At 71.7% G+C, this 20,866-nt stretch carries 17 protein-coding genes; 8 read left to right on the top strand and 9 right to left on the bottom strand.

Going from position 1 to position 20,866, the window contains the following annotated elements:
- The first annotated feature begins 47 nt into the window (after positions 1-47).
- The 6 genes from AB0J02_RS02885 (at position 48) to AB0J02_RS02860 (ending at position 6,856) form a co-directional block, all read left to right on the top strand.
- Positions 48-521, top strand: a complete 474-nt coding sequence (locus AB0J02_RS02885) for a single-stranded DNA-binding protein (RefSeq protein ID WP_363191718.1) — start codon at positions 48-50, stop codon at positions 519-521.
- A gap of 434 nt (positions 522-955) precedes the next feature.
- Positions 956-2,311 carry a Cys-Gln thioester bond-forming surface protein gene (locus AB0J02_RS02880; RefSeq protein WP_363191717.1) on the top strand — a complete coding sequence of 452 codons (1,356 nt, stop codon included), beginning with the start codon at positions 956-958 and terminating at the stop codon, positions 2,309-2,311.
- A gap of 111 nt (positions 2,312-2,422) precedes the next feature.
- Complete coding sequence (argG, locus tag AB0J02_RS02875; protein ID WP_363191716.1) at positions 2,423-3,868, top strand: argininosuccinate synthase; 1,446 nt, start codon at positions 2,423-2,425, stop codon at positions 3,866-3,868.
- A gap of 224 nt (positions 3,869-4,092) precedes the next feature.
- Entirely contained in the window at positions 4,093-5,757 is a 1,665-nt protein-coding gene (gene ettA / locus AB0J02_RS02870; protein ID WP_363191715.1) for an energy-dependent translational throttle protein EttA, read from the top strand.
- The gene (locus AB0J02_RS02865) at positions 5,757-6,176 is read left to right on the top strand and encodes a thioesterase family protein (RefSeq protein WP_363191714.1); all 420 of its coding nucleotides are present in this window, start codon (positions 5,757-5,759) and stop codon (positions 6,174-6,176) included. Before ettA ends, AB0J02_RS02865 begins: the two co-directional genes overlap by 1 nt.
- On the top strand, positions 6,173-6,856 hold the full coding sequence (locus AB0J02_RS02860; protein ID WP_363191713.1) for a hypothetical protein: 684 nt from the start codon (positions 6,173-6,175) through the stop codon (positions 6,854-6,856). Before AB0J02_RS02865 ends, AB0J02_RS02860 begins: the two co-directional genes overlap by 4 nt.
- A gap of 45 nt (positions 6,857-6,901) precedes the next feature.
- Here AB0J02_RS02860 and AB0J02_RS02855 read toward each other — a convergent pair whose 3' ends face one another.
- Positions 6,902-7,780: an ATP-binding cassette domain-containing protein gene (locus AB0J02_RS02855; protein ID WP_363191712.1), complete on the bottom strand. Its 879-nt coding sequence runs from the start codon at positions 7,778-7,780 to the stop codon at positions 6,902-6,904.
- A 49-nt stretch (positions 7,781-7,829) separates the two neighbouring features.
- Between AB0J02_RS02855 and AB0J02_RS02850 the strand changes: the two genes are divergently transcribed.
- Positions 7,830-8,414, top strand: coding sequence for a hypothetical protein (locus AB0J02_RS02850; RefSeq protein ID WP_363191711.1), 585 nt, complete (start codon positions 7,830-7,832; stop codon positions 8,412-8,414).
- A gap of 274 nt (positions 8,415-8,688) precedes the next feature.
- On the opposite strand, the gene AB0J02_RS02845 is transcribed toward AB0J02_RS02850, so the two are convergent.
- Positions 8,689-9,093, bottom strand: a complete 405-nt coding sequence (locus tag AB0J02_RS02845) for a globin (RefSeq protein WP_363191710.1) — start codon at positions 9,091-9,093, stop codon at positions 8,689-8,691.
- Between the two features lie 104 nt (positions 9,094-9,197).
- Between AB0J02_RS02845 and AB0J02_RS02840 the strand changes: the two genes are divergently transcribed.
- Positions 9,198-10,190: a methyltransferase domain-containing protein gene (locus AB0J02_RS02840; RefSeq protein WP_363191709.1), complete on the top strand. Its 993-nt coding sequence runs from the start codon at positions 9,198-9,200 to the stop codon at positions 10,188-10,190.
- A 33-nt stretch (positions 10,191-10,223) separates the two neighbouring features.
- Here the strand turns inward: AB0J02_RS02840 and AB0J02_RS02835 are convergent, their stop codons facing one another.
- From AB0J02_RS02835 to AB0J02_RS02805, 7 genes are all read right to left on the bottom strand, one after another.
- A complete protein-coding gene (locus AB0J02_RS02835) occupies positions 10,224-11,444 on the bottom strand; it encodes an FHA domain-containing protein (RefSeq protein ID WP_363191708.1) in 1,221 nt (406 codons plus the stop codon).
- A gap of 52 nt (positions 11,445-11,496) precedes the next feature.
- A complete protein-coding gene (locus AB0J02_RS02830) occupies positions 11,497-12,837 on the bottom strand; it encodes a VWA domain-containing protein (RefSeq protein ID WP_363191707.1) in 1,341 nt (446 codons plus the stop codon).
- Positions 12,838-12,904: 67 nt separating this feature from the next.
- A complete protein-coding gene (locus AB0J02_RS02825) occupies positions 12,905-14,212 on the bottom strand; it encodes a PP2C family serine/threonine-protein phosphatase (RefSeq protein WP_363191706.1) in 1,308 nt (435 codons plus the stop codon).
- Between the two features lie 4 nt (positions 14,213-14,216).
- Positions 14,217-16,775: a tetratricopeptide repeat protein gene (locus AB0J02_RS02820; RefSeq protein WP_363191772.1), complete on the bottom strand. Its 2,559-nt coding sequence runs from the start codon at positions 16,773-16,775 to the stop codon at positions 14,217-14,219.
- 89 nt (positions 16,776-16,864) lie between these two features.
- The gene (locus tag AB0J02_RS02815; protein WP_363191705.1) at positions 16,865-18,184 is read right to left on the bottom strand and encodes a hypothetical protein; all 1,320 of its coding nucleotides are present in this window, start codon (positions 18,182-18,184) and stop codon (positions 16,865-16,867) included.
- Between the two features lie 50 nt (positions 18,185-18,234).
- Positions 18,235-19,278: a glutamate ABC transporter substrate-binding protein gene (locus tag AB0J02_RS02810; protein ID WP_363191704.1), complete on the bottom strand. Its 1,044-nt coding sequence runs from the start codon at positions 19,276-19,278 to the stop codon at positions 18,235-18,237.
- 14 nt (positions 19,279-19,292) lie between these two features.
- Entirely contained in the window at positions 19,293-20,750 is a 1,458-nt protein-coding gene (locus tag AB0J02_RS02805) for a hypothetical protein (protein WP_363191703.1), read from the bottom strand.
- Positions 20,751-20,866 lie beyond the last annotated feature (116 nt).

The raw sequence follows: 20,866 nt of genomic DNA, 5'->3' as shown, positions 1-20,866 counted from the left end.
CTCGGGGAGGGCTCGGGCCGCGATGCGGACGGGGAGGGACGTACGACATGAACGAGACGCTGCTGACCGTGGTGGGGAACGTCGCGACGACACCGGTGTACCGGGAGCTGCCGACAGGGCCGGTGGCACGGTTCCGGCTCGCGGTGACCCCACGCCGCTTCGACGCGGTGCAGAACACATGGGTGGACGGGCACACCAACTTCTTCACGGTGTGGGCCAAGGGAACGCTCGGCGCGAATGTGCAGGGTTCGGTGTCGATCGGTGAACCGGTCATCGTGCAGGGCCGGTTGAAGGTACGGGACGAGGAGCGGGGCGGACAGCACTGGACGTCGGCGGACATCCAGGCCACGGCGGTCGGGCACGATCTGTCGCGCGGCACGTCGGCGTTCCGCCGGGCCGCCAGGAGGGCGGCGGCGGACGCGAGCGGACTGCAGGACGGACTGCAGGGCGGGCGGCAGGACGGGCCCCAACAGGTCCAGGACGACGTGTCGTTCGAGATTGAGCCGGAGCCGGTGGGGTGAGCGGCACCCGGCGACGGGATGGCGGGTCACCGACGACGGCCGACCGGTGGCGGGTGACTGACGGCGGCCGAGGGGTAGCGGCCGGGTGGGGGTGACCGAAGTGCGGCTTATCGACGACTGCGTGCCGGTGATTTGTCGATAAGCCCAGTTCGGAGGCGGTGTCGGCGATAACGATTGCGAGTCGGATCGGTTGCCGGGGCGCAGCTCCGGGGATCGTGATGGGCCGCGTCCCTAGGATGCCGGGCGTAGCTCTATGGGCTTCATGGGTGTCGAGAGCCTCAAGAGGCTCCAAAAGGCTCAATGATTCTGTCGGCGGGACACCACCCCCCCATGTGTGTAAGAGCGTCCTGCCTGAAGGGAATTGCGTGTTTTCTGTGTTCTCACGGGCCGGGCGTCGTCGGCGAGGCACCACTCGCCTCGCCGCGGCGGCCCTGATGTCGGGACTCGTGGTGGCCGGGGCGATATCCGGTACCGGACCGGCCTTCGCGGACGACGGCACCGAGAAGCCGGGCGGCGCGAGCGCCACGATAGGGGGCTTGGAGACGTACGGGGCGGCCGTCATCCACGACGGCGGGCGCGACGAGCAGGTCTCCGCGGGGCTGTTCCGGATGACCGTCGACGGTGGCGGGATGCTGCAGACGTACTGCATCGACATCCACAACCCGACCCAGACGGACGCCAAGTACCAGGAGACCCCCTGGAGCGGCACGTCCCTGAGCGGCAACGCGGACGCGGGCCGGATCCGCTGGATCCTGCAGAACTCCTACCCCCAGGTCAATGACCTCGCCGCGCTCGCCCGCAAGGCCGGTGCGGGCAGCCTCACCGAGCAGGACGCCGCGACCGGCACGCAGGTCGCCATCTGGCGCTACTCGGACAAGGCCGACGTGGACGCCGTGAGCCCCGCGGCCGAGAAGCTCGCGGACTACCTGCAGAAGAGCGCCCGCGATCTCGCCGAGCCCGGCGCCTCGTTGACCCTGTCGCCGGCGGCCGTCTCCGGGCGCCCGGGCGAGCGGCTCGGCCCGGTCACCGTGCACACGAACACGGACGCCGTCTCGGTGACACCGCCCGCCGAGGCCGCCGCCGACGGCGTGACGGTCGTCGACAAGGACGGCAAGCCGGTCACCGCCGCGGCCGACGGCAGCCAGATCTTCTTCGACGTGCCCGAGGACGCCTCGGCGGGCTCGGCCGCGCTGACCGTGCAGGCGTCGACGACCGTGCCGGTCGGCCGTGCCTTCGCCTCCGAGTCGCGCAGCCAGACGCAGATCCTCGCGGGTTCCAGCGAATCCATGGTCGCGGCGACCGCCACGGCGAACTGGGCGAAGGAGGGGCCGGTACCGGCGCTGTCCGCGCGGAAGAACTGCGCGAAGAGCGGGGTGGACATCACCGCGGTGAACAAGGGCGACAAGCCGTTCACCTTCACGTTGATGGGCGCCGAGTACACGACTCCGGCCGAGGCCTCGCGGACGGTGACGATCCCGCTGCAGGAGGACCAGGCGTACGACTTCACGATCAAGGGGCCGCACGGCTTCGAGAAGCGGCTGCGCGGGGTGCTGGACTGCCGGACGGTGGCCGACGCGGCCGCCTCCGCCGAAGACGGGCTGACCACGCAGACGACGACGCAGCCGAGCCCGGCGTCCGTCGGCGGCACCGGTGCCGGCCAGGACCTCGCCGAGACGGGCAGTTCCAACGCGACGCCGGTGATCGCGGGGATCGCCATCGTGCTGGTCCTGATCGGCGGAGCCTCCGTCTTCCTGGTCCGTAAGAAGAAGACGCCGACCAAGGGCGAGTGAGCCCCGTTCCCACCCCGTCGGCGGCCGTCGCCGCCGACTGTTTCCGCCGTCCGGCGGGGTGGGACGCACATCACCTTTGCATGATCATGCGTGATGATGCATACTCTTCCTATGTCCAAGGTCCTCACCTCTCTTCCCGTCGGCGAGCGCGTCGGCATCGCCTTCTCGGGTGGCCTCGACACCTCTGTCGCGGTCGCGTGGATGCGTGACAAGGGCGCCGTCCCCTGCACCTATACGGCGAACATCGGCCAGTACGACGAGCCCGACATCGACTCGGTCCCGGGCCGTGCGCAGGCCTACGGCGCCGAGGTCGCGCGCCTGGTCGACTGCCGTGAGGCGCTCGTCGAGGAAGGGCTCGCCGCGCTCACCTGCGGGGCGTTCCACATCCGTTCGGGCGGTCGCGCCTACTTCAACACCACGCCGCTGGGCCGCGCCGTCACCGGCACGCTCCTGGTCCGCGCGATGCTCGAGGACAACGTCCAGATCTGGGGCGACGGCTCGACGTACAAGGGCAACGACATCGAGCGGTTCTACCGCTACGGCCTGCTCGCCAACCCGAACCTGCGGATCTACAAGCCGTGGCTCGACGCGGGTTTCGTGGCCGAGCTCGGCGGCCGCAAGGAGATGTCGGAGTGGCTGGTCGCCCACGACCTGCCCTACCGGGACTCCACGGAGAAGGCGTACTCCACCGACGCCAACATCTGGGGCGCCACGCACGAGGCCAAGATCCTCGAGCACCTCGACACGGGTGTGGAGACGGTCGAGCCCATCATGGGCGTCCGTTTCTGGGACCCGTCGGTCGAGATCGCCACCGAGGACGTCACGATCGGCTTCGAGCAGGGCCGCCCGGTGACCATCAACGGCAAGGAGTTCGCCTCCGCCGTCGACCTGGTGATGGAGGCCAACGCCATCGGCGGCCGCCACGGCCTGGGCATGTCCGACCAGATCGAGAACCGGATCATCGAGGCCAAGAGCCGCGGCATCTACGAGGCACCGGGCATGGCCCTCCTCCACGCCGCGTACGAGCGCCTGGTGAACGCGATCCACAACGAGGACACCCTCGCCCAGTACCACAACGAGGGCCGGCGTCTCGGCCGTCTGATGTACGAGGGCCGCTGGCTGGACCCGCAGGCCCTGATGGTCCGCGAGTCGCTGCAGCGCTGGGTCGGCGCCGCCGTCACCGGTGAGGTCACCATCCGCCTGCGGCGCGGCGAGGACTACTCGATCCTCGACACGACCGGACCGGCGTTCAGCTACCACCCGGACAAGCTGTCGATGGAGCGCACCGAGGACTCGGCGTTCGGCCCGGTGGACCGCATCGGCCAGCTCACCATGCGCAACCTCGACATCGCCGACTCGCGCGCCAAGCTGGAGCAGTACGCCGGCATCGGCCTCATCGGCACCGCCAACCCGGCGATCGGAGCCGCCCAGGCCGCCGCGACCGGCCTCATCGGCACCATGCCGGAGGGCGGCGCCGAGGCCATCGCCTCGCGCGGCGACATCTCCGACGACGCGGAGCTGCTGGACCGGGCCGCCATGGAATTCGGCACGGACTGACCCGCAAAGCCCCAACAGCCCGGCCCGACGCCCGCACGGCGCCGGGCCGGACTGCCTACGTCCCTCTCTCCGCTCCCACAGACCCCCAGCTCAGGCCCACCCCCTGATACGGGTTTCCGCCCAGGGGTGGCCGTACGGCAAGATGGGGTGTATCTGCCCTCACGCGGTGGAGCCGCCTCACGCGGGCCCCTCGCTGCCACACTTCGACTGCCGGACGGTTTCTCTTGGCTGAGTTCATCTACACCATGCGCAAGACGCGCAAGGCGCACGGCGACAAGGTGATTCTTGATGACGTCACCTTGAACTTCCTGCCGGGGGCGAAGATCGGCGTCGTCGGTCCGAACGGTGCGGGCAAGTCGACCGTTCTCAAGATCATGGCGGGCCTGGAGCAGCCGTCGAACGGTGACGCCTACCTGTCGCCCGGTTTCAGCGTCGGCATCCTCATGCAGGAGCCGAAGCTCGACGAGTCGAAGACGGTCCTGGAGAACGTGCAGGACGGCGCCGCCGAGACCATGGGCAAGCTCAAGCGGTTCAACGAGGTCGCCGAGCTCATGGCGACCGACTACTCCGACGCGCTCATGGAAGAGATGGGCAAGCTCCAGGAGGACCTGGACCACGCCAACGCGTGGGACCTGGACGGTCAGCTGGAGCAGGCCATGGACGCGCTGGGCTGCCCGCCCGGCGACTGGGGTGTCACGAACCTCTCCGGTGGCGAGAAGCGCCGCGTCGCGCTCTGCAAGCTCCTCATCGAGGCGCCCGACCTGCTCCTCCTCGACGAGCCCACCAACCACCTGGACGCCGAGTCGGTGAACTGGCTGGAGCAGCACCTGGCCCAGTACGCGGGCGCCGTCGTGGCCGTCACCCACGACCGGTACTTCCTGGACAACGTCGCCGAGTGGATTCTCGAGCTCGACCGCGGGCGGGCCATCCCCTACGAGGGCAACTACTCGACCTACCTGACCAAGAAGTCCGAGCGGCTCAAGGTCGAGGGCAAGAAGGACGAGAAGCGGCAGAAGCGCCTCAAGGAGGAGTTGGAGTGGGTTCGCTCCAACGCCAAGGGGCGGCAGGCCAAGTCCAAGGCGCGTCTGGCCCGTTACGAGGAGATGGCCGCCGAGGCCGACAAGATGCGGAAGCTGGACTTCGAGGAGATCCAGATCCCGCCGGGCCCGCGCCTGGGCAGCATCGTCGTCGAGGTCGAGCACCTCAGCAAGGCGTTCGGTGACAAGGTCCTCATCGACGACCTCAGTTTCACGCTGCCGCGCAACGGCATCGTGGGCGTCATCGGTCCGAACGGTGCCGGTAAGACCACCCTGTTCAAGATGATCCAGGGTCTTGAGACGCCGGACTCCGGCGCGATCAAGGTCGGCGACACCGTCAAGATCAGTTACGTCGACCAGAACCGCGCCAACATCGACCCCAAGAAGACGCTGTGGGCCGTGGTGTCGGACGAGCTGGACTACATCAACGTGGGGCAGGTGGAGATGCCTTCGCGCGCGTACGTCTCCGCCTTCGGCTTCAAGGGTCCCGATCAGCAGAAGCCCGCGGGCGTGCTCTCCGGTGGTGAGCGCAACCGCCTCAACCTGGCGCTGACCCTCAAGCAGGGCGGCAACCTGCTGCTCCTCGACGAACCGACGAACGACCTGGACGTCGAGACCCTCAGCTCCCTGGAGAACGCGCTCCTCGAGTTCCCCGGTGCCGCTGTGGTCGTCTCCCACGACCGGTGGTTCCTGGACCGGGTCGCCACGCACATCCTCGCCTACGAGGGTGACTCCAAGTGGTTCTGGTTCGAGGGCAACTTCGAGTCGTACGAGAAGAACAAGATCGAGCGGCTCGGTGCCGACGCGGCCCGTCCGCACCGCGCCACCTACAAGAAGCTGACCCGCGGCTGATGGCTCGCCACGTATACGCCTGCCCCCTGCGCTGGGCGGACATGGACGCGTACGGCCACGTGAACAACGTGGTCTTCCTCCGGTACCTGGAGGAGGCGCGAATTGATTTCCTGTTCCGTCCGGACAAGGATTTTCAGCAGGGGTCCGTCGTGGCACGCCATGAGATCGACTACAAGCGGCAGTTGGTCCACCGGCACGCGCCGGTGGACATCGAAATGTGGGTCACGCAGATAAGGGCGGCGTCGTTCACGCTCGCCTACGAGGTCAAGGACCCGGACCAGGTGTACGTCCGGGCCTCGACGGTGATCGTGCCGTTCGACTTCGAGGCGCAGCGGCCGCGCCGCATCACCGCGGACGAGCGGGCGTTCCTGGAGGAGTACCGGGACGAGAGCGGTGACGCGGGGGCGCTCGCCGCATGAGCGCGCCCTTGCTGCACTTCGCCGATGCCGGGGAGGCGGCGGATCTCGCCGCCTTCCTGGGCCGGCTGCTGCACTACGACAAGGCGGCCGCCGTACGCCTCCAGGCGCAGGCCGGCGGTCAGGCGCTCGCCGTGTTCGGGCGGCCGCCCTCGTTCGAGGTGCTGGCGATCCGTACGGCACGGCTGCTGAAGCCGTACGAGAACGGGATCGACGACGTACTCGACGCGACCGTGTCGGCCGGGGAGCTGCTCGAATCAATCGACGAGGGTGCTTCGACCGCCGCGGTCCCGGGGGCCGTCACCGGGCCGCCGTGGGCCGGGGTGCTGCCGCCGCGCGGCGGCTGGGAGCGGGTCTCCGGATTTCCGGGCGCGGAGGCGCTGCGCGGCCTCGTGAAGGTCGCCGTGGGTGAATTCCGGGCGCGGGTCGAGGAGTTGGCGCCCGAGGAGCGGACCCGGGCCGGGCTCGACGGGATCGGCCGGGAGATCTGGTCCCGGGAGATCGGCGGCACCGGGGTGCCGGTGCGGCTCGCGCACGCGGCGGCCTCGCTCGGCTTCCTCCGGGGCGACCATGTCGATCTGCTCGCGGCCGGGGCGTGGGCGCGGTTGCGCACCCCGTACGGGTCCGTGGCCCTGCGGCGCGGGACCGCCGGACTCGGCGGCCTCGCGGTCACCCCGGCCTGAGCGCCTGCCGGACCGGCTGCCGGACCGACTGCGGCGCCAGGTGTGTCACCGCTCCTGGTCGTCCGGCCAGATCTGGATGTGGTCCTCCTCCAGTTCCAGCATGACCCGGTCCCGCATGCCCAGTGACTCGGTGTATTCCGCGGGGAGTTGCAGCCGGCCCGCGCGGTCCAGCATCGCGTACTCGCGCGAGAGCAGGGACTCCTGGCCCGTCGCCGCGTCGACGTGGGTGCGGCGCAGCACCTCCGTCGACGTACGGCCGCCGCGGATGGCGACCGTGCGGCGCACCTCCGAGGCGACCGTCTGGTCGTGGGTGACGATGACGACGGTCGTGCCCAACTCCTCGTTCGCCGTGCGGAACGCGGCGAAGATCTGCTCGCCGGTGTGCGAGCCGAGCTCACCGGTGGGCTCGTCGGCGAGCAGCACCTTGGGTTCGTTGGCGAGGGCCACGGCGATGGCGACGCGCTGCTGCTTGCCGCCGGACATCTGCTGCGGGCGGCGGTCGTGACAGTCGGCCACGCCGAGGAGGTCCAGGAGTTCGGTGGCCCGCTCGGTCTTCTTGGACCGGCGGGTCTTCCCGCGCAACTGCATGGGCAGCGCCACGTTCTGAGCTGCCGTCAGGTACGGGAGGAGGTTGCGGGCCGTCTGCTGCCAGACGAAGGCGACGGCTTCGCGGCGGCAGCGGAGCCGTTCCTCGGCGCCCATCGTGAGCAGGTCGTGGCCGGCGACCTCGGCGGCGCCCGCGGTCGGGCGGCGGGTGAGGTCCATGGTGCGCAGCCGGGCCAGCAGCGCGAGGCGTTCCGGGGCGGCCCTGGCCAGGGCGAGGAGCAGGGCCAGGGCGGCGAAGCCCGCGCCCGCGGCGACCGCGGCGACGTAGATGCCGGTGGCGCCGGTCTGCGGCGGGGAGTCGATGTAGCGGGCGCGCACACGGACGGTCCTTGCCGGGCCCGCCGCCTTGTGGAGCGCGCCCGCGTCGATGGCGGCCCCGCCGAGCAGCAGCGTCGTGGGGCGCTTGGGGGCGCCGGTCGTCGCTGACCTTGCCGCCGGCCACCACCGACGGGTCCGCGAGCAGCGGCCCGTACGTCGTGAAGCTCAGCTTGCGGACTCCGCGCCCGCCCAGTTCGTCGAGCGTCCAGTACGGGGACTGCGGCCGGGCCGGGCGGTAGACGCCGGTCAGTTCGACGGCGACCGCGGGGCCGCCGAGCCGGTCGGCGAGGGTGAGGCGGTCGCCCGGCTTCAGCTTCAACTGCTGCGCGGCGACCACCGGGAGCGCCGCCTCGATCACCGGGCCGTCAGCCGCCCGGGGCAGCCGTCCCGCGGTGACCTTCACCTCGGACGGCTCGATCGCCGCGAACCTCGTCAGGTCCGGCTGCTTGCCGCGCGGGGTGTGCGGCAGACCGTACGGGCCGGAGGTGATCAGCGCCTCACGGCGTACGGGCAGCCCGTCGAAGGTGTGCCGCGCGCCTTTGTCGAGCGCGGCGATGGCTGCTTCGCGCCCCTCTGCCGGGACATCGGCGCGGACCACGAGCGCGGTCGTCGCCGCGTCCCGGGTGCGCAGTGAGTGCCGCAGCGAGGCGTCGCCGATCGCCCCGGAGAACGCGCTGAGCATGGCGAGCACCGAGGTCGTCAGCAGCACGGCGAGCACCGCCGCGGTCAGCAACAGGCGATGCGCCCGCACACGTAGGAGGACAAAACCCCACACCTTGGCCGCCCGCGGATTCCCCTGCCACGCCACACGCCCCCGAAAGCCTGTCCGGACGCTGTCAGAAGCGACCGGGGTCGGGGAAGAGGTCTGGACCGGGCGGGGTGCCCGTTGAGCGGTGTTCCGGCGGGCGTCAGCCCTCGGTGTTCACCATCGACGCGGCCGCGTACGTCAGGTAGTTCCACAGCGTCCGCTCGTGCTCGTCGGAGAGCCCGATCTCGTCCACCGCGTCCCGCATGTGCTTCAGCCACGCGTCGTGCGCCGCCCGGTCCACCTGGAACGGGGCGTGCCGCATCCGCAGGCGCGGATGGCCCCGGTTGTCGCTGTACGTGCGCGGGCCGCCCCAGTACTGCATCAGGAACAGGGCGAACCGCTCCTCGGCGGGGCCCAGGTCCCCCTCCGGGTACATGGGACGCAGCAGCGGGTCCTGTGCGACGCCCACGTAGAAGCGGTGCACGAGGCGGCGGAAGGTCTCCTCGCCGCCCACCTGCTCGTAGAACGTCTGCTCCTGAAGCGTGTCGCGCGGGATCTCAGTCACAGGTCCATGGTCTCAGACAGGGGGGCCTAGGACTTGGGGCTCAGGACCCCGCCGGTCGTGACGAGGGGCTCGCCGATCCGGCGCCCGCGCAGCACAGTGGACATATGGGCGCAGAGCACGTCGAAGGACCTGATGACTTTGAACTGCTCGCCGTACGCGCGCGGGCCGCGCTCGTACGGGAGATCGCGGAGAGCGGGGCGTGGGACGCGGACTCCCGGTGGCGGGAGGCGTTCGAGCACGTACCCCGCCATCTCTTCGTGCCGTACTACTTCGCCGGCGTCACCGGTGGCTACGAACGGCTGTGGGGCGAGTATCCCGAACCCGAGCGGCGACGGCGCTGGCTGCGCGGTGTCTACGCGGACCAGCCGCTGGCGACCCGGCTGCGCGACGGGGAGCTGGTCTCCTCCAGCAGCCAGCCGTCGCTGATGGCCCAGATGCTGGTCGACCTGGACGTCCGCGACGGGGACCGGGTCCTGGAGATCGGCGCGGGCACCGGCTACAACGCGGCGCTGCTCGCGCACCGGCTCGGCGACGAACGCGTGACGACTGTCGACCTCGACCCCGAGATCACCGAATCGGCGCGGTCGCACCTCGCCGCCGCCGGGTACCGGCCGACCGTGGTCACCGGGGACGGGGCGCGCGGCTGCGCGGAGCGGGCCCCCTACGACCGGATCATGGCGACGTGCGCGCTGCGCTCGGTACCGGTGGCCTGGCTCGCGCAGTGCCGTCCCGGGGCGCGGATCCTCGCGCCGCTGTCGACCGGGCTGCTGATGCTGACCGTGCGGGACGCGGCGTACGCCGAGGGGCGGTTCCTGCACACGCCCGCGTACTTCGTCGCGCTGCGCGGCGACACGGAGGGCGCGGCGCCCGTGCAGCACATCGGGGGACTGCCGCGCCGGGTGCTCCAGGACGAACTCTTCCGGTTCCTGCTGACGCTGACGGCCGGGGCCATGGACCCGCACGAGGCGATGGCGCTGTGGCTGCGGGAGGGCCGGCCCGCGCGGGAACGTTTCGGGGTGACCGTGTCCGGGGGGCGGGAGTGGGCGTGGCTGGACGATCCGGAGGGGCCGTACGTGTGGGCCCTGCGGGGGGCTTAGCGCGGCCCCCCGCCCGGCGTCCGCCGGAAGGTGTCAGCCCCGGTGGATCGTGATGGTCGTCCAGGCCCCTACGTGCACCCGGTCGCCGTCCTGCAGCGGGACCGGGACGAACGGCTGGATCGGTTCCTCGCCGCCGTTGACCGTCGTGCCGTTCGTCGAGTTCTGGTCGACGACCGCCCACGTGCCGTCCGGCTGCTGCACCAGCACCGCGTGCGAGTGCGAGACGCCCGGGTCCTCCGGCGGCACCGACAGGTCGATGTCGGGGGTGTCACCGGTCGAGTGGCGGCGGCGGCCGATCGTGATCTGGTTGCCGATGAGCTGACGCTGCTGCTCGGGCGAGTACGCGGGCAGGTTCAGGCCCGACGCCTCGGGTCCGCTGCGGTGCATCATCGCCATGAAGTACTCGCGGTCGGGACCGATCGTCGCCGACCAGCTCACGGGCGCCTGCGGCTGCTGCGGCTGCTGTTGGTAGGGCGGCGGCGCGGCCGGTGACTGTGACGACGGCGGCGAGATCACCCAGTCGTCACCGTTGGTCCCGGTCCCAGGTCCGGTCCCGGAACCGCCGAAGGACGGGTTCGAGGGGGCCGGCGGCGGAGGCGGGGCCTGTGGGGACTGGGGACGGTTGAAGTCCGGGTACGGCGGCGGCGCGGGCGGACCCGGCTGCGTCGGCGCGGGCGCCGGCGGCTGCTGCTGGAACGCCTGGGGGACGCCGCCCCCCGTCCCGGTCGGCCCCGGCGGCGGCGGGAACGGGGACGGGCCCGACGGCTCACCGCCGAAGGGGCTCGGCGGGATCGGCTCGGCCGGCCGGTTCATCTGAGAGGGGCGCGAGCCCTGGTACTCGTACGGGTCGCGGCCCTGCGGCGGCTGCTGGAAGCGCAGCGCCGGGTTCGCACCCTGCGGTCCGCCGGGGCCTGTGGGACCACCGGGACCACCGGCGCCGCCGGGGCCGCCCGCGGTCGGGAGCGGCGGGTTCGGGGCCGCCGGGGTGTACGACGTCGCGGTGTTCGTGAGGAAGTTCCAGCGGCACTCCTCGCAGAACGGCGCGCCGCCCTCACGCGGCGTGCGGCACTGCGGGCACAGCTCGGGCGCTCCGCCCATGCCCCCCGGCATCGGCGGCACGGCAGGCCCGGGGTAGCCGTAACCGGCGGCCGGGGGCGGCGGAGGGGGCGGGGGCACGGCACCGGTCATGCGGTGACCGCAGACCTCGCACCAGTCGTCGGAACCCGACTGGTGTCCGTTCGGGCAGGTCGGCATGTCGGCGCTTCCCCCTCTCCTTCGTACGTACTCGTACGTCCGTCTGAGCTGCTTACTTCTTCACGCGAACTGTCTTGGTGGACCGGGTCTCGAGAGTCATCTCGTCGGCCTCCGCGACCTTCGCCTTCAATCGAACAGTACCTTCCGCGGCATCGACCACGTCCACCACCTTCGAAAGCAGTTTCGCCGTATCCGCGTTCCCGGAGAGCGCCGCGAGCTGCACCGCACGGCCCAGTTTCGCGGTCGCCCCGTCCGCGTCGCCCGCCTTGCGCGCGTCCAGGCCCTGCTGGATGGCCTGGGCCAGTTCGGCCTGGCCCGTGTAGTGCGCGACCTGCGGGTTGATCGACGTAGAGGCCACCATGTCGTCCGTCCACACCGCGCGGACGAGGCCCTGCGAGAGGGTCTGTGCCGTGCCGTCCGGCTGCGGGATCACCAGGGAGACGCGGGCGGCGAGCATCTCCTGGCCGAGCTCGGCGTTGGGGACCTGGACGCACACGTGGTAGTCGCGGGACTCGTCGCCCCACGAGCCGGTCGGGTAGTCGCCCGCACGCGGTCCCGCCTCGGTGCGCCGGTCGGTCAACTCGCCGACGGTGGGCGCCACTTGCTTGACGAACTTGATCTCGGAGCCGAGCGGGGTCCACAGCCGCAGGGCGACGTCGGCGACCTCCTTGCCCATCGCCGTCTCCATCATCCGCGTGAAGTCGGACGCCAGATGCGCCGGGTCGGCGACGATGTCGGCGGTGCCGAGCAGCGCCGAGGCGACGCCTGTGACCTCCTTCACCTCCCAGTCCGTGCCGACGCCGCGGGCGTCACAGGTGAAGCGGCCCGCGCACGCGTCCAGCGTCGCCCGCAGGTCCTCGGGGGACTCGTGCTCGTTGCGCCCGTCGGTGAGCAGGATGCCGTGGCGCACCGCCGAGGCGGGCACGTCGGCGGAGGAGAGGAGGCGGTCGGCCAGGCGCAGCCAGGTGCCGATCGCGGTGCCGCCGCCCGCGGAGAGCTGACGCAGCGCCTGCCGGGCCTGTTCACGGGTGCTCGGTGAGGCGACGGCGAGCCGCCCGGCGCCCGGATAGACCTCCTTGGCGACGTGCGTGCCCGCGATCACCGCGAACCGCACCCCGTCGCGCAGGGCGTCGATCGCCGCGCCCGACGCGTCCCGGGCGCCTCGCATCTTGGTCGGCGGATAGTCCATCGAGCCGGAACAGTCCACCATCAGCACCACCGCGGCGTCCGTCCCGCCACCCGTGCCGTACAGGTGCGGGGCGCCCGCGGTGCCGCCGCCGGTGGACGTCACGGTGACGATCGCGTTGACCTCGCGGCCGCCCTCGGGCAGGTACTCGTTCTGATAGACCTCGACGGAGAACTGCGGGACGTTCGACTTCGAGAAGTTGGCCATGGTGACAAGTCCCCCCTGAACAAGACCATCTGTGACGTTCGACACGAGCCGCACGTATACGTCCGGCCTAGGCCGATCCTGCCCCCTGCTGCGCGACCGGGAACGGCAGCACCGCCACTGTTACGTTGTCGTGGCCCCCACCGTCGAGGGCGTGCCCGACGAGCACCTGGGCACTGTGCAGCGGGCGCAGCGCGGCGTCGGCGGGCACGATCCGCGCCATCTCCTCCGCGCTCTCCGCGTAGTTCCACAGTCCGTCGGTGCACACCACCACCACACCAGGCCGGTCCGGTTTGAAGGAAGCGGTGTGCGGCTCCAGTTCGTACGCGTCCGCGCCGAGCCAGCCGGTGATCGCGTGGGCCCGCTCGTCGGCGTACGCCTCCGCCTCGTTCATCAGACCGGCGGCCACCATCTGCGCGGCCCACGAGTCGTCCTCGGTGAGCCGGGCCGCGGGCGCCGTGCGGTCGTCGGGCACCCAGTAGGCGCGCGAGTCGCCGACCCAGCCGACGATCAGCAGCTCGCGCGTGATGACCGAACCGACGAAGGTGCAGGCCGGCGCGTTCTGATGCGGCTGGTGCTCGCGGGCCGTCTCGGGCTCCTGGGCCAGGGCGTTGACCGACTCGGCCGCCGCCACGATCGCCTCGTGCATGGCCTGCTGCGGGTGCGTGCCCCGGGGCAGCGACTCGTGCAGCGCCTCGTTGGCGGCGCGGGACGCGGCCAGCGACGCGTCGTCGGGGCGGGTCGCCGAGGACACCCCGTCACAGACGACGGCGACGACCGCGGGGAACCCGTCGGGCAGCGCCGCCGAGGAGATCGCGAACGCGTCCTCGTTGCGGTGGTGCCGCAGGCCCCGGTCGCTGACGGCCGCGACCGCGCCCAACTCCTGCTCCATGTGGTCGCGTTCGCGCGGCTGGGCGTGCCCGCAGTTCTCGCAGTAGCCGTCGGCGTCGACCTGCCCGGCGCGGCAGGCCACGCACAGCTTGGTGCCGGACGCCGGTGTCGCGGCCTCCAGCTCCTCGGGCGAGGCCGTCCGCGGATCGGGCGCGGCGAGCTCGAAGTCGCCCTCCGGGGGGTCGTCGAACCGGACGGCCGCGGGCAGTTCGCCCCCGCCGGACTCGATGCCCTCCAGGTCGCTCGCCCGATGGACCGGCGCGGGCGTGTCCGAGCTGGTCGGCTCGGGGGCGTCCGGCCAGTCCACCTCGGCGGCCTCCGCCGCCTCGGGAGCGGCGACAACCGGCTCCGACGACGGGCCGTCCGACAGGGACGGCTCCGACGACAGGTCGTATCCACAGGCCCCGCAGAAGCGGTCGCCCGCGTCGAGCGGCTCCTCGCAACTGGGACACACCGACATAGCGGTCGGCTGGTGCGTCTGCGACATCAACTCACACCCACGTCCGGGGGCGGTAGCGGTTTGCCCGCTCCACCAGTTCGATCCTCTCCTCGCCGCGCTGAGCGAGCCTGGCCAGTGTCCGGTACGAGCGCTCCAGGCCGAGGCGCAGGCCGCGCTCGTCCAGATCGTTGCCGAGAACCACCGTGCGCCCGGGGCCCTGCGGCTGACCGGAACCCTGCCTACCGGAGAGTACCCAGTCCAGCGCCGTGCCGAGGACCTCGGTGGACAACTGCTCGCGGCGGACCGCGTCGAGGCCGAACGAGTCGAGCGCCTCGACCTGTCCGGCCGCGGCGGTCAGGTCGTTCAGCAGAGGGTCGCCGTTGACACCCTCGGTCATACGTCCCCGCAGCCGTGCCCGTACCGAGGCGACCCGGGCCGCCGTGTAGTGGATCGAGGACTCCGGCACCGACTCCAGGGTGCGCACCGCGCCGCCCCGGTCGCCGGCCGCGAGCTGCACCCGCGCCAGTCCGAAGGCGGCGCTCACATAGCTCGGGTCGGTGGACCACACCAGGCGGTAGTACTCCGCCGCGTTGTCCAACTGACCCAGGACCTCCGCGCACACGCCGAGGGCGAGCTTCGGCGCGGGCTCGCCGGGGAACGCGTCGTAGATCGCGTCGAACGACAGCGCCGCGTTCTCGTGGTCGCCCGTCGCGAGCGCCGCGACCCCCCGGTACCAGACCACCCGCCAGTCGTCCGGATGGTCGGCCTCCAGCGCCGCGAGGCCCCGTACCGCGGAGTCCAGTTCGCCCATCTCCAGGCGGGCCCGCAGTTCGCGCAGGCGCAGCTCCAGGGAGCCGGTGGGGGCCGCGTGCAGCGCCGAGATCAGCTCGGCGGGCGCGGACGCCATCAGGCCCGCGAGGAACCCGGCGTTCGGGTCTGCCGGGTCCACCCGCGGCACCGGCAGCGCCAGCGCCGTGGTGGGGGCCTGGAGCCGCTTGACGAGCGCGGACGGCGACGGCGGCAGGGCGGGCACCGGCGGGGCGGCGGGGGTGCCCGCCTTCTGCCGTACGCGCACGGGGACCACGCGGGACCCGAGGTGCGACACCTCGCCCACGAAGCGCCCGAACAACTCCGTGTCGGTGACCTTCACTTCGGGACCGAAGAGCGTCGACAGAGCGGGACGCGGCCGGTTCGTCTGCAGCGCCACGACCTCGCGCAGCACGCCCGTCAGCTGCTCGGTCATCTCCTGCGCGGAGGCGAACCGGCGGGCCGGGTCCGGGTCGGTGGCGCGGACGAGGAGCCGGTAGAACGACTCGTACCGGCGGAAGACGTCGATGTTGTCGGGGTCGGGCAGGGAGTCCACGAACACATTCGTGTAGCCCTGGAAGTCGAAGGTCAGCACGGCGAGGGTGCGGGCGACCGTGTACAGGTCGGACGCGACGGACGGGCCGACCTCGGCGACCTCGGGCGCCTGGTAGCCCACCGTGCCGTAGATGGCGGACTCGTCGTCGTCCATCCGGCGGACCGCGCCCATGTCGATGAGCTTGAGCTGGTCCTCGGTCTGGATCGCGTTGTCGACCTTGAAGTCGCAGTACAGCAGGTTGCGGCTGTGCAGGTGGCCGAGGGCCTCGAGCGCCTCGATGCCGAACGCGCACGCCTGCTCCACCGGCAGCGGGTCGCGCCTGCCGTCGGGGGTGCGCCGCTCGTTGGCGATCTCCTTGAGCGACTTGCCGCCGACGTACTCCATGACGATGTAGCCGTCCATGGAGCCGGTGCGCTGGTCGAGGTGCTCGACGAAGTTGTAGATGCGGACGATGTTGGAGTGCTCGATCTCCGCGAGGAAGCGCCGCTCCGATATGGCCGCCGCCATCGCGTCCTGGTCACCGGTGTCGAGCAGGCCCTTCAGGACCACCCAGCGGTCGGACACGGCACGGTCGATGGCGAGATAGACCCAGCCGAGGCCGCCGTGCGCGAGGCAGCCCACGACCTCGTACTGGCCGTGCACGACGTCGCCCGCGCCCAGCTTCGGCACGAACGAGTACGGGTGGCCGCACTTCGTGCAGAACCCTTCCGTGCGGCCCGGCCGGTCGCCGCGCGCACGCCCCACCGGGGCACCGCAGTCCGAACGCGAGCAGAAACGCTTCCGCTCGGGGACCTCGGGGTTGCTCTGCACCATCACGCGCGGGTCGGGCCGCGGCACGTCCGGGACGCGCACCAGACCCGCGCCGAGCCGGGCCCGCCCCGAACTGCTCGCCGCCGAACCGGAACTGCGCACCGACACCGACCGGGACGCCGGGCTCCCCGACAGCGAACGGGACAGCCGCCCCGACACCGACCGGCGCGACTGCGAGGACCGGGCCGAGGCCCGCGACGAGGCCCGCGAAGTCGACGCCGAACTCTGCGAACCGCGTGAACCGCCGCCCGCGATCCCGGTCGGCGGCGACGACACCAGGCCGGTCGGCGACACCACCGGGGCGAGCCCACAGGTGTCGCAGTACAGCTCGCCGCCGCCGACATCCTCGTACGAGCCACCGCAACCGGGTCGCTGGCAGACCCGCGACGCGGCCCCTCCCTGTACCGGGGCGCCCGCCGCCGCGCCGTCCGGCTTCATCCCGCACAGATCGCAGTACAGCTCGCCCGCGATGTCCTCGTACGACCCCGTACAACCGGGCCGTGTGCATCTCCGCTCTCCGGCCATGCCTACGACTCCCCCCTCCGGTCGGTGGGCGCGGCCCGCTCGGGCCCGCCCGTCGACAACACCTCGGCGGCAGCCCGCTGATAGCGCAGCACCGCCTCTCCCGCCACCCGCAGATCACAGGGCGCGCTCCACAGCATGCGGCGCGCCGCGTCGTACCGCTCCACCAGGAACGGGTCCTCCGCGAAGCCCAGCCGCGAGACCTTCGCCTTGTACGCGTCGAGCCGCCCGCGCAGCTCCGCGCGGACGGCCAGCGGAGCCGTCACCGCCGTCAACGACTCGCGGGCGCGCAGCAGTTCGTCCTCGGCCTTCGCCTCCAGCGATTCCAAAAGGGGCGAGAGCCGGTGCCACTGACCGTGCCTGCGGTAGTCGGCGGCCGCCGCCAACTGCTCCTGCAGGGCGATCGGCGGCCCGGACACCGCGGGCACCTCCGACGCGGCGATCTTCGCCAGGACCTCGCCGCGCGCCGATCTCGCCTCGGCGAGCGTACGGTCCGCGCGCGAGAGCACGTCCCGCAGCCGGGCGAGCCGCGCCTCCGCGTCCTGCCGCACGGTCAGCACGGCCTCGATCTCGCGCCGCACCTCATCGAGGGCGCGCGCCTGCCGGTCGTACGCGGTCGTGTCGGGGCGCCCGCCGCCGGGAGCCGAACTCCCCTGCGCCTTCTGCCAGTACGTGAGCGGGTCCGACACCACCTGCTCGCGCAGCCGGGTCAGCGAGCTCGTGATCCGCTCCAGGTCGTCACCGGCCGGATGCTCCCCGGGACGTACGCCCACGGAGTGCGCGAGCCTTCGGGTGCGGCCCAGTTCGGCGGAGAGCAGGTCGATGCGGGCGGGCAGCGCCGACCACACCGCGTCGGCGGCCACGACCATGTCGAGGGACGACGCGTACAGGTCGTTCATCCGCTCCACGAGCGCGGCCAGCGTGAAGTGCTCGGAGAGCTTGGCCGGGCCGTTGATCGACGGCGACGGCGACGGCGCTGCGTTCCCCGCGACCGTGACGGCCTCGCCGCGCAGCACGTCCGTCAGCTGCGCGAGGTCGTCCCGGTTCGGCCACTTGCGCCGGGAGCGGACCTCGCGCGCGGTGCGCAGCGCGGCCGCGTACGCGTCGAAGTACGACCACAACAGCGTGATCGCCTGCTCGGCGGCCGCCCAGCGGTCCCGGGTCGCCCCGGTCAGCTCGGCGCCTTCCAGCAGGCGGCGCCCGGCGTGGTCCTGGAGCGCGAGCAGCGACGTCTCGATCGCCTCGTGCTCGGCGCCGAGCCGGGCCAGGGCACGGTCCACCTCGTCCCGGTCCATCACCGGACCAGGGGGTCCCGCGACGCCCATCGATCACCTCTCGCATCCATCGAAGTCCCTCAACCGGCCTGTCGTCCGCGCTACTTGTACTTGGGTGCCGGTGGCCCCTCCGATGTGCCGAGCGCGGCCTTCAGCCAGTCGTCGTACGACTTCTGCCAGCCGCCGCCGGGCTTGCGGTAGTCCTCCAGGACCTGGTTGACCCGGCGAACCAGGTCGTCCGAACCTTTCTTCATGGCGACGCCGTAGTACTCCTTGGTGAACGGCTCGCCCTTCAGCTCCACCGTCGGGTCCTGCGCGGCCTGGCTCGCCGCGAGCGCGCCGTCGGTGACCACCGCGTCGACCTCGCCGAGCTGCAGGCGGACCAGGCAGTCCAGCTGGTTCGGCACGGTCGTGGAGATGTCCGTGTCGGCCGGGATGCGGCCGTCCTTCTTGCCCTGCTCCAGAGCGCCCTCGGCCGTCGAACCGGCCGCGGAGCAGACCCGCTTGCCGCCGAGCGTCTTGTCGAAGCCCTCGATGTCCGACGTCTTCGGGGCGAGCACCTGCTGGCCCGTCTGGAAGTACGCGGTGGAGAAGTCGACGTCCTTGAGGCGGTCGCAGCTGATGGTCATCGTGCGCACCACCATGTCGACGTCGCCGCGCTGGATCGCGGGGATGCGCTGGTTGGTGGGGATCGCCTTGAAGCGGATCTTGTCCGGGCTGCCGAGGATCTCCTTCGCGATCTCATGGGCGAGATCGATGTCGAAGCCCTCCAGCTCACTGGACTCGTCCGTGCTGTTGGGGTCGCGGTAACCCCACCGGTAGCTGTTCTGGTCGACGCCGACCGACACATAGCCGCGGTCCTTGATGTCCTGCACGGCGCCGCCGTCGGTGCTGCCGGACCGGCTCACGCTGCGCTCCGGCTCCTTGCCCTTCACCTCCGGGTCGCAGGAGGCCGCCCTGGCCTGCACCCCGGCCGCCACTCCGCCCGGACCGAACCCCGTGCTCCCGTCACCGCCGCCGGTGCCGCCGCGCTGCGTCAGGGGGAGCAGCAGCGCGAACACCACCGTCAGGGCGCAGGCGACCGCCATCGCCGCCACGCCGCCCCAGCCGCGCAGACTCACCTTGCCGGTACCTCGCTCATCCATCGCCGCACCCCCTCTCACCGGTACTCCGAAAGCCGGCGCCCGATGCCGAGCACCGCGCCGGCGGCGGCCAGCACCGCCAACAGCGCGGCACCGACCGGCAGTCCGGTCATCGCGTCGAGCCCGTCACCCGCGTCGGTGCTGAACTGACGCTGCTCGTGCGCGAGCGCCTTGTCGAGATTCTGGTCCACCAGATCGAAGCACTCACCCGTCGGCTTGTCCTGCTTCGAACCGATGATCTTGTCGAGAGCGCCCTGGTAGTTGCCCGCGTCGTCCTGCTCGCGGGCGTCCGTGTGGCGCTTGAGCCATTCCTTCATGCTGGCGTCGGCGCCGTCCACGGGAGTGCGGCCCGCGCGGTCGTCCGCCGCCAGTTCGTCCGCCGCCGTCAACTTCGCCGCCAGCACGTTCATCTGCTTCTGGAAGTCGACGTCGTACTTGTCCTTGGTCTGGCCCTTGACGGTCGTCGTCTCGGCGCCGCGGCTGACCAGCGTCAGGTTCTCGTTGCCCCGCGCCTTCAGGGACGCGATGCTCGCGTCGTGCAGCACGTTAAGTGACCGTACGCCGCCGTCGTACGAGGCGTTGAGCCCGCTGCGCGCGACCGTGTGCCCCACGACGAGCCAGAGCAGGACGACCACGGAGGCGGCGGTGGCGGCGAGCATTCCGTGGTTGAACACCCGGTTCGTACGCCGGTAGTTGCGGCGCTGGGCCCAGACGAGAGCGGCGACGGCGAGCACGCCGATGGCGATCGCGATCCACGGGTACGGGGTCGCCGCGTCGTAGTCGTCGCGCAGCCGCTCGTTCTCGTTCGTGTAGAGATTCTCCGCCTCGGGGAGCATCTCGGTCTGCATCTTCTCGTTCGCGTACCGCAGGTAGGCGCCGCCCAGCGGGAAGCCCTGCCGGTTGTTGGCCCGGGCCCGCTCGATGAGGCCCTTGTACTGCGGCAGCAGCGTGTTGAGCTTCGCGATCGTCTTCGCCGAGGACGTGCCCGGGTCGGTGCTGGCCGCGGCGGTCACGAGCTTGGCGGCGGCGGTACGGATGTCCTTCTCGTACCGGTCGCGCATCGCGGCGGGCTCCTGCCCGCCGGCCAGGAAGCCGCTGGACGCCGCGGTGTTGGCGTCGGCCAGCGAGCGGTAGATGTCGGCGGCGTCGGCGCTCAGCGGCTGGCTGGAGTGCAGCACGTCGTCGGCGGCGGCCGAGCGGTCTGTCATCTGCCAGGCCGTCGTCGCGCCGAACGCGACGACGAGCAGGGCCAGCAGCGCACCGATGATGCGCAGCCGTCCCGGTTCCGTGGTGGCGGCCGACCGCAGCCGGTCCACGCCCTCCGCCCACGCGGTGCGGCGGGCGGGTGCGGGTGGCGGGGCGGACGGGGGCACGCCTTGTACCGCGCCCCGCGTCTGCTGCGGCGGCACGTTCGGCCTCGTCGGCGCGGCGGGATGCCCCGGCGGCGCCGCGCTCCCGTTCGGCGGGTATGTCACTCGACCCTCCCCCATGGAGTCGTACGTCGGCCGCAAGTATCGCTGCCGCGACGGACATCCGCACAGCCATTGACTCGATCTTGTTTGCGAGCCCTCCCCTTGAACACGTGTGGGGG

The organism is Streptomyces sp. NPDC050264, from assembly GCF_040655895.1.
Classification (GTDB): Bacteria; Actinomycetota; Actinomycetes; order Streptomycetales; family Streptomycetaceae; genus Streptomyces.
The sequence above is the reverse complement of the archived record's forward strand: the minus strand, read 5'-3'. Positions and strand labels throughout refer to the sequence as shown.

Excerpts from the sequence above, each read along its gene's own strand:
- AB0J02_RS02820 (WP_363191772.1), bottom strand. The coding sequence starts at position 16,775 with ATGAAGCCGGACGGCGCGGCGGCGGGCGCCCCGGTACAGGGAGGGGCC.
- AB0J02_RS02885 (WP_363191718.1), top strand. The coding sequence starts at position 48 with ATGAACGAGACGCTGCTGACCGTGGTGGGGAACGTCGCGACGACACCG.
- AB0J02_RS02830 (WP_363191707.1), bottom strand. The coding sequence starts at position 12,837 with ATGGCCAACTTCTCGAAGTCGAACGTCCCGCAGTTCTCCGTCGAGGTC.
- AB0J02_RS02880 (WP_363191717.1), top strand. The coding sequence starts at position 956 with ATGTCGGGACTCGTGGTGGCCGGGGCGATATCCGGTACCGGACCGGCC.
- AB0J02_RS02825 (WP_363191706.1), bottom strand. The coding sequence starts at position 14,212 with ATGTCGCAGACGCACCAGCCGACCGCTATGTCGGTGTGTCCCAGTTGC.
- argG (WP_363191716.1), top strand. The coding sequence starts at position 2,423 with ATGTCCAAGGTCCTCACCTCTCTTCCCGTCGGCGAGCGCGTCGGCATC.
- AB0J02_RS02835 (WP_363191708.1), bottom strand. The coding sequence starts at position 11,444 with ATGCCGACCTGCCCGAACGGACACCAGTCGGGTTCCGACGACTGGTGC.
- AB0J02_RS02865 (WP_363191714.1), top strand. The coding sequence starts at position 5,757 with ATGGCTCGCCACGTATACGCCTGCCCCCTGCGCTGGGCGGACATGGAC.
- AB0J02_RS02840 (WP_363191709.1), top strand. The coding sequence starts at position 9,198 with ATGGGCGCAGAGCACGTCGAAGGACCTGATGACTTTGAACTGCTCGCC.
- AB0J02_RS02850 (WP_363191711.1), top strand. The coding sequence starts at position 7,830 with ATGGCGGCCCCGCCGAGCAGCAGCGTCGTGGGGCGCTTGGGGGCGCCG.
- AB0J02_RS02810 (WP_363191704.1), bottom strand. The coding sequence starts at position 19,278 with ATGGATGAGCGAGGTACCGGCAAGGTGAGTCTGCGCGGCTGGGGCGGC.
- AB0J02_RS02860 (WP_363191713.1), top strand. The coding sequence starts at position 6,173 with ATGAGCGCGCCCTTGCTGCACTTCGCCGATGCCGGGGAGGCGGCGGAT.
- AB0J02_RS02815 (WP_363191705.1), bottom strand. The coding sequence starts at position 18,184 with ATGGGCGTCGCGGGACCCCCTGGTCCGGTGATGGACCGGGACGAGGTG.